Annotated in this window: 15 protein-coding genes; 6 read left to right on the top strand and 9 right to left on the bottom strand. The window is 66.7% G+C overall.

The window, feature by feature from the left end:
* Positions 1-123: 123 nt before the first annotated feature.
* From HGO92_RS03135 to HGO92_RS03145, 3 genes are all read left to right on the top strand, one after another.
* Positions 124-1,467, top strand: a complete 1,344-nt coding sequence (locus HGO92_RS03135) for an alpha-amylase family glycosyl hydrolase (RefSeq protein ID WP_169991720.1) — start codon at positions 124-126, stop codon at positions 1,465-1,467.
* A 200-nt stretch (positions 1,468-1,667) separates the two neighbouring features.
* On the top strand, positions 1,668-2,375 hold the full coding sequence (locus tag HGO92_RS03140; protein WP_346768829.1) for a GAF and ANTAR domain-containing protein: 708 nt from the start codon (positions 1,668-1,670) through the stop codon (positions 2,373-2,375).
* A gap of 94 nt (positions 2,376-2,469) precedes the next feature.
* Positions 2,470-3,543, top strand: coding sequence for an oxidoreductase (locus tag HGO92_RS03145; protein WP_169991724.1), 1,074 nt, complete (start codon positions 2,470-2,472; stop codon positions 3,541-3,543).
* A 29-nt stretch (positions 3,544-3,572) separates the two neighbouring features.
* Here HGO92_RS03145 and HGO92_RS03150 read toward each other — a convergent pair whose 3' ends face one another.
* Positions 3,573-3,962, bottom strand: coding sequence for a DsrE family protein (locus tag HGO92_RS03150; protein WP_169991726.1), 390 nt, complete (start codon positions 3,960-3,962; stop codon positions 3,573-3,575).
* A gap of 166 nt (positions 3,963-4,128) precedes the next feature.
* Between HGO92_RS03150 and HGO92_RS03155 the strand changes: the two genes are divergently transcribed.
* Positions 4,129-5,388, top strand: a complete 1,260-nt coding sequence (locus tag HGO92_RS03155) for a PQQ-binding-like beta-propeller repeat protein (RefSeq protein WP_169991728.1) — start codon at positions 4,129-4,131, stop codon at positions 5,386-5,388.
* Positions 5,389-5,405: 17 nt separating this feature from the next.
* Here HGO92_RS03155 and HGO92_RS03160 read toward each other — a convergent pair whose 3' ends face one another.
* Genes HGO92_RS03160 through HGO92_RS03170 form a run of 3 tightly spaced genes read right to left on the bottom strand, consistent with a single transcriptional unit; the run spans position 5,406 to position 7,536 of the window.
* Positions 5,406-5,906 carry a hypothetical protein gene (locus HGO92_RS03160; protein ID WP_169991730.1) on the bottom strand — a complete coding sequence of 167 codons (501 nt, stop codon included), beginning with the start codon at positions 5,904-5,906 and terminating at the stop codon, positions 5,406-5,408.
* Positions 5,903-6,778, bottom strand: coding sequence for a cytochrome c biogenesis CcdA family protein (locus HGO92_RS03165; protein ID WP_169991732.1), 876 nt, complete (start codon positions 6,776-6,778; stop codon positions 5,903-5,905). The genes HGO92_RS03160 and HGO92_RS03165 overlap by 4 nt, the downstream gene beginning before the upstream one ends.
* On the bottom strand, positions 6,778-7,536 hold the full coding sequence (locus tag HGO92_RS03170; protein ID WP_169991734.1) for a DsbA family protein: 759 nt from the start codon (positions 7,534-7,536) through the stop codon (positions 6,778-6,780). Before HGO92_RS03170 ends, HGO92_RS03165 begins: the two co-directional genes overlap by 1 nt.
* Before the next feature lie 64 nt (positions 7,537-7,600).
* Here HGO92_RS03170 and HGO92_RS03175 point away from each other — a divergent pair, with 64 nt between their 5' ends.
* Positions 7,601-8,371 carry a GntR family transcriptional regulator gene (locus HGO92_RS03175; protein WP_346768830.1) on the top strand — a complete coding sequence of 257 codons (771 nt, stop codon included), beginning with the start codon at positions 7,601-7,603 and terminating at the stop codon, positions 8,369-8,371.
* A 119-nt stretch (positions 8,372-8,490) separates the two neighbouring features.
* Here HGO92_RS03175 and HGO92_RS03180 read toward each other — a convergent pair whose 3' ends face one another.
* From HGO92_RS03180 to HGO92_RS03190, 3 genes are read right to left on the bottom strand one after another with little or no spacing between them, the layout of a single operon-like run.
* Positions 8,491-9,294, bottom strand: a complete 804-nt coding sequence (locus HGO92_RS03180) for an ABC transporter ATP-binding protein (RefSeq protein ID WP_169991738.1) — start codon at positions 9,292-9,294, stop codon at positions 8,491-8,493.
* Positions 9,291-10,379, bottom strand: coding sequence for a FecCD family ABC transporter permease (locus HGO92_RS03185; protein WP_169991740.1), 1,089 nt, complete (start codon positions 10,377-10,379; stop codon positions 9,291-9,293). Before HGO92_RS03185 ends, HGO92_RS03180 begins: the two co-directional genes overlap by 4 nt.
* Positions 10,376-10,909: a FecCD family ABC transporter permease gene (locus HGO92_RS03190; RefSeq protein ID WP_240974345.1), complete on the bottom strand. Its 534-nt coding sequence runs from the start codon at positions 10,907-10,909 to the stop codon at positions 10,376-10,378. The genes HGO92_RS03185 and HGO92_RS03190 overlap by 4 nt, the downstream gene beginning before the upstream one ends.
* An 84-nt stretch (positions 10,910-10,993) precedes the next feature.
* Here HGO92_RS03190 and HGO92_RS03195 point away from each other — a divergent pair, with 84 nt between their 5' ends.
* Complete coding sequence (locus HGO92_RS03195; protein ID WP_169991743.1) at positions 10,994-11,437, top strand: hypothetical protein; 444 nt, start codon at positions 10,994-10,996, stop codon at positions 11,435-11,437.
* Here the strand turns inward: HGO92_RS03195 and HGO92_RS03200 are convergent.
* Together HGO92_RS03200 and HGO92_RS03205 are read right to left on the bottom strand one after the other, a co-directional pair.
* Positions 11,434-11,988 carry a GNAT family N-acetyltransferase gene (locus HGO92_RS03200; protein ID WP_169991745.1) on the bottom strand — a complete coding sequence of 185 codons (555 nt, stop codon included), beginning with the start codon at positions 11,986-11,988 and terminating at the stop codon, positions 11,434-11,436. The genes HGO92_RS03195 and HGO92_RS03200 overlap by 4 nt on opposite strands.
* Before the next feature lie 55 nt (positions 11,989-12,043).
* Positions 12,044-12,436, bottom strand: coding sequence for a VOC family protein (locus HGO92_RS03205; RefSeq protein WP_169991747.1), 393 nt, complete (start codon positions 12,434-12,436; stop codon positions 12,044-12,046).
* Positions 12,437-12,676 lie beyond the last annotated feature (240 nt).

The raw sequence follows: 12,676 nt of genomic DNA on the forward strand, positions 1-12,676 counted from the left end.
TTCTCCTCGCGGGACCTACGATCGTACTCTTGAAACTACCGCGTGGGAAGAACTTTGGGGAGTCCATGTGTCCAATTGCTGACACAATTGCGGCAGTAGCGTCCACAACGGAAAGAGGCATTCATGGCCAGGCCGGGTTGGGTCGAAAACGTCATATGGTGGCAGGTCTACCCTTTGGGGTTCGTCGGGGCGGAACGAGACGCTCCCGTTGAAGGCAGCGAGGTGCAGCACCGGCTGCCGCGGCTGACGGCGTGGCTGGACTATGTGGTGGAACTCGGTGCTTCCGGAATTGTGCTCGGACCGGTTTTCGCCGCCGAAACCCACGGCTACGACACCACCGACTACTTCCGCATCGATCCACGCCTCGGGGACGGAGCCGACTTTGAGGACCTCATTGCCGCGGCCCATTCCCGGGGACTGCGGGTCCTGCTGGACGGGGTCTTCAACCATGTTGGCCGCAGTTTTGACCGGTTCCAGCAGGTTCTCAGGGAGGGGCCGGAAGCGCCGTCGTCGTCCTGGTTCAAGCTTTCCTGGCCCGAGGGGCAATGGAGCCCGGGCACGGAACCTGACTACGAGGACTTCGAGGGGCACCACCACCTGCTCGCCCTGAACCACGTGGAACCGCAGGTGCGCGATTTCGTGGTCGAGGTGATGAAGTACTGGCTGGCCCGCGGCGCGGATGGCTGGCGGCTGGATGCGGCCTATGCGGTTCCGCCGTCGTTCTGGGCGCCGGTGCTGGACACGGTCCGCGCCGACTATCCGGACGCGTACTTCGTCGGCGAGTTCATCCACGGGGATTACGCCGCTGCCGTGGCGGAGGGCGGGCTCGACTCGGTGACCCAGTACGAGCTGTGGAAGGCCGTCTGGAGTTCGCTCAACGACGTCAACCTCTACGAACTGTCCGCCGCGCTGGACCGGCACAACGGCTTCCTCGAGTCCTTCGCCCCGCTGACCTTCGTGGGCAACCATGACGTCACCAGGCTGGCCAGCAAGCTGAGCAATACCGCGCTGCTGCCCCACGCCGTCGTTATCCTCCTGACGCTGGGAGGCACGCCTTCCATCTATGCCGGCGACGAACAGGGGTTCCGCGGCGTGAAGGAGGACCGTGCCGGCGGGGACGACGCGGTCCGGCCGGCGTTCCCCGACAGTCCGGCGGAGCTCAGCAACCTGGGCGCGGACATTTTCCGGCTGCATCAGGAGCTGATCGGCGTCCGGCGTCGTCATCCCTGGTTGCACCGGGCGCACACCCGGGTTCTGGCCCTGGCCAACGAACACCTTGTCTACGAAGCGCAGGCCGACGGGCATTCCCTCACCGTGGCGCTCAACCTCGCCGGCAGTCCCGTGAGCGTCGACGCGCCTGCTGGCGCCCGCGCGGTTTTGGCCCGCGGCGGCGACGTCCAGGTGGGCGGCGACGGGCTGGAGCTGGGCCCCTTCGCCTGGGCTATCCTCGGCAGCGGGGACGACTGAGCGCATGTGTCCGGCATTACTCCCGCCACGGGGCAGTATGCCGCCAGAAGCCTTGCCGTTGGCCTATACTTTTTCGGTACGGTTCAGCAGCGGGCCGCTTTGGATTGCTCTTCGACGGGCTGGACGGGCCCGCGCAGTGCATGAGTGAAACGGCGCCAACGGTCTTGAGCACTGAGTCCACCGCTAAAACAGATACCCACTTGAGCCAGCACCTTCAGGAACTGGTTCTCAACAGCACCGACGTCGGGGAATTCCTGGACGGGATGGCACGCCTGTCATCCTCCAGCCTCTCCACCCCTGGGGACGAGGTGCTCACAGGCATAACCCTGCTCCGGCACAAGAGGTCAGCCACCGTGGCCAGCAGCAGCGAAGACGCGCAGGCCATGGACGAGATCCAGTACGCTTTCGGCGACGGCCCGTGCATGACCGCCTCACGTGACCAGGTCAATGTCCTCATTCCCGATCTTCAGACGGAAGAGCGGTGGCCGCAATATACGACGGCGGTGCTCCAGCACGGCGTGCGCGCCATCCTTGCCGTTCCGTTCCACCTTCAGGAAGACACCAAGGCCGCGCTGAACCTCTACTCCCACCGGCCAGGACGGTTCGACGAGAAGTCCGTTGAGCTGGTTGAGCAGTTCGTGCGGCAGACGTCACTGGGCCTGATGCTGGCGGTCCGCGTGGCCCACCTCGCCGAAACCGCCGACAATCTGAAGGCCGCGCTGGTCTCCCGGACGGACATCGACGTCGCCGTGGGCATCATCATGGCGCAGAACCGGTGCAGCCAGGAATCCGCCGTCGAAATCCTGAAGACGGCGTCCAGCGCCCGGAACATCAAGCTGCGCGAGGTCGCGGCGGGAATCGTGACCTCGCTGGACCAGGGGCCGGCGAGGACCTTCTACGAGGATTAGGTAGCGCCAGGCTTCGCCCGCGGGGTCCGGCTGGAATAACTTGTCTGCCCGCTTGGTTGCCCCTGCGGAAGCATTGTTAAGAAGAAGGACTTTTGTGAGCCTGTTTACCCCGCTGTCCGTTGGCGCCCTCGACCTCTCCAACCGCCTCATCATGGCGCCGCTGACCCGCATGCGCTCCGGCGTGAACGGCGTTCCGGGACCGCTCGTCGTCGAGCACTACCGGCAGCGCGCTTCGCTGGGCCTGATCGTCACCGAGGGCGCCTACCCCAGCTACGCGGGACAGGGCTTCCAGCGCCAGCCGGGCCTGGTCACGCCGGAACAGATCGACGGCTGGCGGGCTGTCGCAGACGCTGTCCATCACGACGGCGGACGGATCGTCGCCCAGGTCATGCACGCCGGCCGCGTCACGCACGAAGCCACCAACGGCGGCCACGAAGTCGTCGCGCCCAGCGCCATAGCGATCGACGGCGAGACCCGCACCTATGACGGCAAAAAGCCGTACCCTGTTCCCCGCGCCCTGGACACCGATGAGCTGCCGGGCATCATCGACGAGTTTGTGCTGGCCTCGCGGAACGCGGTGGAAGCAGACCTGGACGGGGTGGAACTGCACTCGGCCAACGGCTACCTGCTGCACGAGTTCCTCGCACCGAGCTCAAACCAGCGCACCGATCAGTACGGCGGATCGCCGGAGAACCGCGCACGGTTCGTCATCGAGGTTGCCGCAGCCGTTGCCGCCGAGATCGGCGCTGACCGGGTGGGCATCCGTATCTCCCCGGAACACAATGTCCAGGGCGCCCTGGAACTGGATGCCGAAGAGACCCGGGCGACCTATGCCGCGCTGATGGACGGCCTTGCCCCGCTGGGCCTGGCCTACCTGAGCATCCTGCACAAGGAGCCGGCCGGCGCACTCGTCCAGGAACTGCGCGCGCGCTTTGGCGGTCCGGTGCTGCTCAACAACGGCTTCGGCGTCATTACCACCCGCGAAGAAGCGCTGGCCATCCTCGACGACGGACTTGCCGACGGCGTTGTGGTGGGCCGCCCGGCCATCGCGAATCCGGACCTTGCCCGCCGCTGGCAGGAAAACCTTCCCCTGAACGATCCGGACTCGAAGACTTTCTACACCGACGGCGCCTCCGGCTACACGGACTACCCGTACGTGGCGAACTAGGCAGCTCCTAGGCCGGACGCAACTTCGGCCTAGAGTCGGACGTAGGCCCAGCCTTCCCATTGCCTGCTAGCCAGGTGGGCGATGGCGGCCGGGACTGCGGCCACGCCCGGCAGCAGTTGCTCAGGCGGCACGGCGGCGGAACGCAAGCTGTTTCCGCAGGCCAGAACCCGGATCTGCCGCTCCAGGACGGCGCTGATTTCGCCGGCAAACCCGGATCCGCCGGAGAGCAGGGCAACCCCGGGGCCCTGGATGACCACTTCGATAGCGGTCCCCGCCGGAAGCGCGTCTGCCGCGTTGGTTGCGCTGCGCAGCACCCCCGGCAGCCAGTCCTGGGCGCCCGGGCCCGCGCCGTGAACCAGCAGCCCCATCGCCCTGAATTCGGCACGGGCATCTTGCATGGGATTGTCCACCGTTGGCATGGTTCCTCCTCGGTCGATCCTGAGCCCGCGACGCGCGGGCGGGAAAAGTCTTCCTGTGCATGGTAGCGTGGCCACCGAAATGTATAGACATTCAGGACGGCGAACCGCTGCGAGCCTTGTCCTTGTCGCTTTGCTCGGTGTTACTGGCTGCTCGCCAGATACCGCTTTGCCCACCGCGCACCGGGTAGATATCGGCAACCCGCCCACCTCGCCTCACAATGAAACCGGGGATCGGCCCGCCGCCGTCACGCCCACTGGCCCCATAACATCCGGCGGCTCAATCGGCTCGACGGGCTCAACCGGCTCAACCGGCTCAACCGGCTCAACCGGCTCAACCGGCTCAACCGATGGTGCGCGCTTCTTCCCCGGATTCGAGGTGGCTTCCGCGGTCAGGATCGACAGCGCCCCGGCGGCCCTGGGTGCCACCTTCATCGGTTCCGCTTTCCCCCGGGACGGCCGCTCATCGCTAAGCTTCTACGGCTTCAACGTTGCGGGCACCCTCTGGCGCATTGATACCAATCCGTCCTGTATGGGAACTGTGCTTACCAGCGTTGGCGGGGAACCCGCCGTCGTTATTCTTGATTCCGACGCCGGAAAGGACGGGCAGGGTCCGGTCAGCATCACGACGGCCACCGCCTTCTCTGCCGCCAGCGGCGACGTGCTGTGGGGACCCACTGAGGTTCCCGGCCCCTCCGCGGGAAACGGACTCATCTTCGCCAATACGCCGAAGGCGCTCACGGCCGGAACCACTCCAGGCACGCTGCTGGACGCGAACACCGGGACCGTGATCGAAACCCCGGCGGGTGAAACTGCTCTCTATGAGCATCACGGCACAGCCTTGATCGGCTCCGGAACCGGATTCTCGGCCGTTGATACCGGCTCCGGCGGCACCCTGTGGTCCGCGGATGAGTTCACCCGGCCGAACGGGACAACGCCGGGCGCGACAGTCCGATTCACCGGCAGCTACGGGCCGGCAACCGGGGGCATCGTGGTGCTGCGCTGGGAGGAACAGGGCAAGGAGCCTCAGGACGTTATTTACAGTCTTCGAACCGGCGAACTGCTGGGACAGCTGGCCGGCTCGCCGGCCGGAATGGCAGCGGTGGACGAGTCGTCCGGCACGGTCCTGCTGGCGTCGGAACTGGGCGACGGCTCGCAGGTGATCACGGCCCTCCGCCCTGATGAAGGCACCCTGTGGACCAAGAGCTTCGCCCGCAGCGCGAGAATCACAGCAGCCGGCCCTGGCGTGGCCTACGCCGAGCTCGACGGCGTGGCGGCCAGGATCGATATAGAGTCCGGCGCCATTCTGGACACGGGCGACTTTGTCCTTCCGGTGTCCATGCTGGCCGATGGGACGGCCCTGTTCCCGACGAAGGAGCGGACCGTCTACGCCATTGCCGTCCCCGAAAAGCAGGACACCCCGGGATAGGTTCGTACGCCGGAGATTCAGCGGCCGGTGAGTGCCGGCGTCGTTGTTTTCTGCGGTACCGTGTAGCGGTCTTCGGACGTTGCACGCCGGAAGAACGCCCAGCCCAGCAGGCCGATCGACACCACTGCCAGCAGCGGCTGGACCGGCTCAAAATACTGCATGGCGCCGGAGGTGCCCAGGGCCAGGAGTACCAGCTTGTTGCAGACCGGGCAGCCGACGGCGAAGAAGGAGACAATGGCGCCCGCGACTCCGATCCGCTGCCCGCGCTCTGGCGACACCTCCGGCAATCGCGCCACGTAGGTCGCGGCCACCAAACCGGCCAGCGCGGCCGTGATGGCCAGAACCGGGAAGGACCACCAGGTCGGCGGAACCTCCCGGACGAAAAACGGCGTGTTGATCAGGTCGGTCGGGACGGCCACCACTACATACGTGGCGGTTGCGGCTGCGAGCGCGGCCAGCCAGCGCCGGCGCGGCCACAGCGCAAGCGCCCCCTTCAGCGGCACAAGGCCGCTTTTCATCGCTCTTCCTTGTTCTTGTTGTCCCGGGTCGCAGCGCTGACCGAGGCGAAGTCGCCACTTGCGCGCGGGGTCCGCTGGCTCCTGAGATACAGCACGACGGCGACAACCAGCACCACCGCGGCGATGCCGGCGAAGACCAGGTTGGAGACGCCGGACGCCGCGCCGCTGACCGTGGTTTCCAACCGGAACTGGTCTCCCACGCTGAGCATGCCGCCCAGCCCTGCCGTTCCGTCCGTCACCAGCAGCAGGACTCCGATGCCGATGGAGAGCATGCCGGAAATGACCACGATCCAAGAGTTGGACCAGCGGCCGATCACCAGCGGCCGCGGACGCAGCCAGCGGCGCCCGCTGATGCCCAGCCGATCCCAGACCAGCGCCAGCACAAAGAGCGGCAGCGCCATGCCGAGCGCATAAATCGCCAGCAGGATGCCGCCGTACATTGCGTTACTGCCGACGGCCGCCACGGTCAGGATGGAGCCGAGGATCGGGCCGGTGCAGACCCCGGCGACACCATAGACCGTCCCGAGGACGAAGACCGACAGGCCCGAGGAGCCGGCTTGCGAATTGTTCCGCAGGACGGCCGGCAGCCGGAGGCCGAGGATCTGCGCCGCACCGAGCAGGATGACCAGCGTGGCCGCCACCGCTACCAGGCCATGGCGGTGCTGGGTGATCAGGGATCCGAGCGCCCCGGCGAAGACCCCCAGCGGCACCAGGGTAGACAGGAGGCCCGCGTAGAACAGCGCCGTCCGGGCGACCAGCCGCGTCTTGGTGGAAAAGGCATAGGCGAAAAACGCCGGCAGCAGCAAGGCGGAACACGGGCTGAGCAGCGTGAGCACTCCGCCGAGAAAGGCGCCTGCGTAGCCGATTTCCATTACTTGCTTCTCGCTTCGTTCAGCTCGGCGTCGATGGCCTGTTCAAACGCCTCCAGCGGCTGGGCACCGACAAAGGGCGTGTCGTTGACCAGGAAGGTAGGTGTTCCGGTGGCACCGAGAGAGGCCGCTTCCTGTGCGTCCCGGGTAACTGCTTGACGCAGCTGCTTCGACTCCAGGTCCGCTTCGAATTTCTTCATGTCCGGCACGCCGGACTGCTCGGCGAACTCGATCAGGCGCTCCCGGTTCAGGTCCGCGTGTCCTCGTTCAGGTGCGGCATCGTAGACGGCCTTATTGAACTCCCAGAATTTGCCCTGCTCCCCTGCCGCACGCCCGGCCAGTGCTGCTTCCATGGATTCCTCCCCGAAGACCGGCAGGTCGCGCCACTCGATGCGGAGATCACCGCTGTCGACGTACTTCTTCACCAGGGCGGGCAGTGTGTCGCGGGCAAAGAGGCCGCAGAAGGGGCACCGGTAGTCCGAATACTCGACCATGACCACCGGCGCGTCCACGGCGCCCAGGGCCGTGGGGTCATCCGCGATCCGCCGGGACATGTCCAGTTCGCCTTCACTGCCCCGCTGGGCGTTCTCTCCGGCCTGTTCACCCTGTCCAGCGCTGGCGGCCTGCTGCGATTTACCCCCTTGGTAGGCGAAGATGCCAACGAACAGCAGGAGCACGGCCACGCCCAGGACCGTGGCCGTCACGGTAAAGTTACGGTTGCGGGGGTTACTGGCTGGGGCAGTTGGCTTGGGCGACGGCATTCAGGCTCCTCGTTGCGGCCGGAGCGGCCGCAAATGTTTATACATTTCTCCAAATGGAGGCTACGTGACCGGGCAGGACCATGCAAAACCTTCGGCTGCAGGGTCTGGCAGCACCGCGCCCGGAACTCCGCTCTGGGAAGCCATCAGCCGGGATCTGCACCGCCGGCTGCAGAAGGGCGAATTCAGCGATGGTTTTCCCGGCGAGCTGGCCCTGGCCAACGAATACGGTGCGAGCCGCGGCAGCATCCGCGCTGCCTTGCGCCCCCTGCGCGAGGCCGGGCTGGTCACCGCGCAACGCGGCCGCAAGCCGGTTGCCCTGCCACAGGTCGTCGCGGGAAAAAGCACCGCCTACGGTCCCGTGTACAGCCTCTTCGCCACCCTGCAGGAAGCAGGAATGGAGCACTACAGTGACGTCCTGGCCCAGGAAGTGGAGCAAAACGAAGCGGTAGCCCAGCGGCTGATGCTCCCGGCGGATGAACCGCTGTTCCATCTCTCACGACGGCGTTATGCCGACGGCGTTCCGCTGGCGCTGGATGACGTCTGGCTGCCGGCCGAACAGGTCGGGCCGCTGCTGGAGCGGGACTTCTCCAATACTGCCCTGTACCAGGAGCTCGAGGAAGCGTGCGGAATCTCGCTGGATGGCGGCGAAGAACGGCTCACCGCCGTCGTCGCCACCGAGGAACAGGCGAGGTCGCTGCAGTGCGCCGCGGACACTGCCCTGCTCCTGATCGACCGCGTGGGTTATGCAGGAGGCCGTCCGCTCGAGTACCGCCGCAGCTACATTGTCGGCGGGGACTTCGCGGTCTCCACCTCCTTCGGTAGTCAGGCGCAGTAGGGGCGTGCCCTGCACGTGCACGTGCTGGGATCCGTCCGGCCAGGTTGCGGCTAGCCGTCCGACCTCAGGTCGCAGCCAGACAGCCGCCCAAGCTGGCTAACAGCTGGCCAACAGGTTGGCTAAACGCCGGCGCCCAAGGGGATGACGTGCGGCCGTCCGGCTGTCGGTTCCTGCACCACCTGCGCGGCCAGCCCGAAGATCTCAAGCAGCAGTTCCGGCGTGACCACTTCAGCCGGGGTTCCCTGCGCGACGATCCGGCCGTCCTTCATGGCCACCATGTGGTCGCTGTAGCGGGCCGCCAGCGAGATGTCGTGCAGCACCATCACCACGGTGCGGCCGCGGTCCCGGTTGAGCCGGCGGACCAGCTCCAGGACCTCCACCTGGTGCGCCAGATCGAGATAGGTGGTGGGTTCATCCAGCAGCAGGATGTCGGTCTCCTGAGCGAGCGTCATTGAGATCCAGGCCCGTTGCCGCTGGCCACCGGACAGATCCTCCAGCGGCTTGTCCGCCAGCTCGAGGCTGTCCGTGGCCGCCAGCGCATCGAGCACCACGGCCTCGTCCGACACGGAGAACTGCTGGTACCACTTCTGCCGCGGGTGCCGCCCGCGCGAAACCAGGTCCGCCACGGTCAGTCCGGACGGCGCGGCCGGCGTCTGCGGCAGCACGCTCAGCTGGGTGGCAACGTGGCGGGTGGACAGCTTGGCCAGGGGTTCGCCGTCGAGCGTCACCGCTCCGGACCTGGGCGCAAGCAGCCGGCCGAGCCCGCGCAGCAGGGTGGACTTCCCGCAGCCGTTGGGCCCGATCACGGCGGTGATGGCGGCATCCGGCACGGACAGCGACAGTTCCCGGACAATGTCGGGGCCGTCGTAGCCGAGGGTCAGGGCGTCGGCGCGCAGCCGCCCGCCGGTACTGGGCGCGCTCATGTGAGCCTCCGTTGGTAGCGCAGAATCAGGTAGATCAAATAGGGGGCGCCGACCACGGCGGTGGCAACGCCCACGGGCAGCGCCACGCTCAGCGCGTTGGCGGAGACGGTATCGGCCAGCAGCACAAACACAGCCCCCACCAACGCGGAAATGGCCACCGGGGGCACTACGGCACCGGTCAGGATGCGCGCTATCTGCGGGCTGGCGAGCGCCACGAACACCAGCGGCCCGGCGACCACGGTACCCACCGAGGCCAGCAGCACGGCGATGGTCAGCGCCGTCAGCCGGACCGAGCCTACCCGGGTACCAAGTCCGACGGCGGTGTCCTCACCCAAGCTGGTCAGCAGCAGCCATCGTCCGCAGAAGACGGCGGCCAGCAGCAGCGCCGCGGCAATGACCCCCATCGGCTGCACCAGTGCCCAGTCCTTGCCGTTGAGCGAACCCATCATCCAGGTCAGGGCCTGGGCCGCGCTGCTGACGTCGCCGAGGGTCAGCAGCCAGGTGGTCAGGCTGACGGCAAAACCGTTGATGCCCAGGCCAACCAGGACCAGCCGGTAGCTGTCGATCCCGCCACGGTAGGCCAGCAGGTAGACTGCGACGCCGCTGAGCACGCCCGCACCGAAGGCTGCCAGCGGCATGCCCATGGTTGCGGTCAGCCCGCTCAGCCCGGCGTTCCCGCCGCCGGCGAGCACCAGCACGGTCACGGCACCGAGCGAGGCCCCGGCAGTCACGCCCAGGACGTCGGGGCTGGCCAGCGGGTTCCTGGCGACGGTCTGCGTGATGGCGCCGGCGGCTGCGAGGCAGGCACCGGCGACGACGGCGGCAACCATCCGCGGTGCTCGGAACTCGGTCACGGCCAGGTGGACCTTGGAATCGGAGGTATCACCCAGCAGCGCGCGCAGCACGTCCAGCAAGGCGAGCGGTGTGCCGCCGTTGGCCACGTGGATGGCCATGGCCGCCACCAGCACCAGGACCAGCACTCCGCCCACGGAGAGCCCGCGCGGGCTGATCCGGATGGAGACCGGCCCGGCCCGCAGCACGCGGAGCGACCGGACGTTGCCGCCGTTGCGGGTCACGGTGCTCATACGGTCACCAGCTTGCGGCGGCGGGCCAGGAAGACAAAGAAGGGGGCGCCGATGACGGCCAGCACCACGCCCACGGAGAGCTCACCCGGACGCGCGATGACCCGCCCGGCGGTATCGGCCAGGAGGAGCAGCGCGGCGCCGGTGACAGCGGAAGCCGGCAGCAGCCAGCGGTAGTCGGCCCCCACCATCGCCCGGGCGATATGCGGAACCAGCAGTCCCGCGAACGCAATCGGGCCGGCCATGGTCACGGCGGATCCGGCCAGCAGTGTGATGGCTCCGATGCCTGCGCAGCGCGCCCACAGCACCGAGATACCCAGGGAGCGGGCGGTGTCTTCGCCCAGTGCCAACGCGTTCAGCGCCGGAATGTTCATCGCCGCCAGCACCAGGCCCGCGACCAGGAAGGGCCAGATGGCCGGCAGGATGACGACGAAACCTTCGTCGCCTCCGTCAGCATCCAGGGCGCGCACGCCGTGATCACCGATCTGGCCGAGCACTACGGCGTGGACCCGCAGCTGCCGTAGTCCCTTCAAGAAAACCAAAAAACCAAGTGCGACGCCGGTGCCAAGTTGGACGCCGGCGTCGCGCTTTGCGCTTCCAACGGCAATAATTTCCCCATGACGACGCTTCCGCATGAAGGTCCTGACCATTCCCACCGCCGCCCCGAGGGCACCAGTGACGCAACGGTTGAAGCGCTGGGCAAGCTGTCCGAGGCGTTGGAGGTCGTTGAACACGCGCGTGGCTATCTGTACGGCTTCCACCGCCTGACGGGTAGGGCCGACCTCGCCCTGGGAGAGGCTGCGGAGCTCCTGCGCAAGGCCGGGCACGGCGAGCTGGCCGACCGGGTCGAGCAGGACGTTGTGGGGCGGAATGTAATCGATGGACGGTGGACGTTCCAGATCGTCGAAGACTACGACGACAACTACTACGCCGCGTTCAAGTCAGTGGAGCAGGCCGCGCGCGATGAGCTCGCCGAGGGTAAGCGGCACTTGTTCGAGGCCGAGATGAAAGAGGACCGGCGCTCCCATGGACGCGCCCACCATGAGGCACGCCCGCACTAGGGCCGGATGGCGGCGTAGAGCAGCATGTCCCGGCGCTCGCCGCCGATGGCCTGGTGGCTGCGCAGCAGTCCTTCGCGCTGGTAGCCGGCGGCTTCGGCCGTGCGGATGGAACCCGTGTTCCACGGTTCGATGTACAGCTCCACCCGATGCAGCACGGGCAGTGTCCAGGCGAAGCACGTGAGCGCTGTCAATGCCGCGGCGCCCACGCCCCGGCCGCGCGCCGACGGCGCAACCAAGTAACCCGCCGTCGTTCTTCCTGTCTCTATCGCCTTCAGCCACATGCCGATCTGGCCGAGTGCCCGGTCCGTCACGGCGTCCGCGATCGCGAAGGAGTAGCCCATCCCCTCGGTGAAGCGTCCGTTCTGGTACAGGATCCACTCGAGCGCTTCTTCCTCGGTGGGCCGGGCCGGAATGGTGCTGATCAGTTGGATGTAGGGATCCTGCGAGAGTTCGACGGCGAGGTGCGCATCGTAGTCGCGGAACGGGCGGAGCACCACGCCGGCGTGCGATGGCTGCGATGTGGGCCATGCGAGCGGCAGGTGGAGCTTCATGAGTGCGATTCTGCCATTCACGGCCGATCCCGCAAGGGCAACCGCCGGATTGCGCCTAGCCCGCGGAGGGCGCGGCTGTTTGCCACAGGCCCATCAGATTCCCCTCGCTGTCCCGGAAGTAGGCGGCGAACCCCATGTCGCCGACGGCCATTTTGGCTTCCACCGTGGACCCGCCCAGGCTGCCCACCTTCTCCAGTGCAGCATCGATATCCTCGACGTCGAGCGTAATAATAGGTGTCTTCAGCTCACCTTCGCGCCGGAACATACCGCCGTTGATCGCGCCCGGTTCGCTCGGCATGCCCTGGTCATCCGTCGGCGTGGTCATGACCATGTTGTAATTCAGCTCCGGCATGGGCTGGATGTTCCAGCCGAAGGCCGCGTTGTAAAAGTTCCTTGCCCGTTCCTCGTCTTCCGCGGGAATCTCGAAATGCACTACACGACCAGTCATTGCGCTCACCTGCATTCTGTAATGAACCCGATTGTTGAAAAGGCGCGGGCGGTCCACGCCCCAAGCGTTAAGTCTAGGAGCGGACGGGCCGCTTGGGGAGGGGCGCGTTTGATCAGACGCGGCTGCCTCCCCCAGCCTGTCAGTTTGCGGAAAGGTTGGTCGTTTACACTGTGCACACAGACATTAGATGAGACGTCATCAAAGAAAGAGGAGTGGGCCGTCTGCAGTCGACAATTGATA

Source organism: Crystallibacter degradans (assembly GCF_012952295.1).
Classification (GTDB): domain Bacteria; phylum Actinomycetota; class Actinomycetes; order Actinomycetales; family Micrococcaceae; genus Crystallibacter; species Crystallibacter degradans.

Bases quoted from the DNA above. Each gene is read 5' to 3' on its own strand.
- HGO92_RS03165 (WP_169991732.1), bottom strand. From the start codon at position 6,778: ATGGAAATCGGCTACGCAGGCGCCTTTCTCGGCGGAGTGCTCACGCTG.
- HGO92_RS03150 (WP_169991726.1), bottom strand. From the start codon at position 3,962: ATGCCAACGGTGGACAATCCCATGCAAGATGCCCGTGCCGAATTCAGG.
- HGO92_RS03160 (WP_169991730.1), bottom strand. From the start codon at position 5,906: ATGAAAAGCGGCCTTGTGCCGCTGAAGGGGGCGCTTGCGCTGTGGCCG.
- HGO92_RS03205 (WP_169991747.1), bottom strand. From the start codon at position 12,436: ATGACTGGTCGTGTAGTGCATTTCGAGATTCCCGCGGAAGACGAGGAA.
- HGO92_RS03200 (WP_169991745.1), bottom strand. From the start codon at position 11,988: ATGAAGCTCCACCTGCCGCTCGCATGGCCCACATCGCAGCCATCGCAC.
- HGO92_RS03195 (WP_169991743.1), top strand. From the start codon at position 10,994: ATGACGACGCTTCCGCATGAAGGTCCTGACCATTCCCACCGCCGCCCC.
- HGO92_RS03170 (WP_169991734.1), bottom strand. From the start codon at position 7,536: ATGCCGTCGCCCAAGCCAACTGCCCCAGCCAGTAACCCCCGCAACCGT.
- HGO92_RS03180 (WP_169991738.1), bottom strand. From the start codon at position 9,294: ATGAGCGCGCCCAGTACCGGCGGGCGGCTGCGCGCCGACGCCCTGACC.
- HGO92_RS03185 (WP_169991740.1), bottom strand. From the start codon at position 10,379: ATGAGCACCGTGACCCGCAACGGCGGCAACGTCCGGTCGCTCCGCGTG.
- HGO92_RS03135 (WP_169991720.1), top strand. From the start codon at position 124: ATGGCCAGGCCGGGTTGGGTCGAAAACGTCATATGGTGGCAGGTCTAC.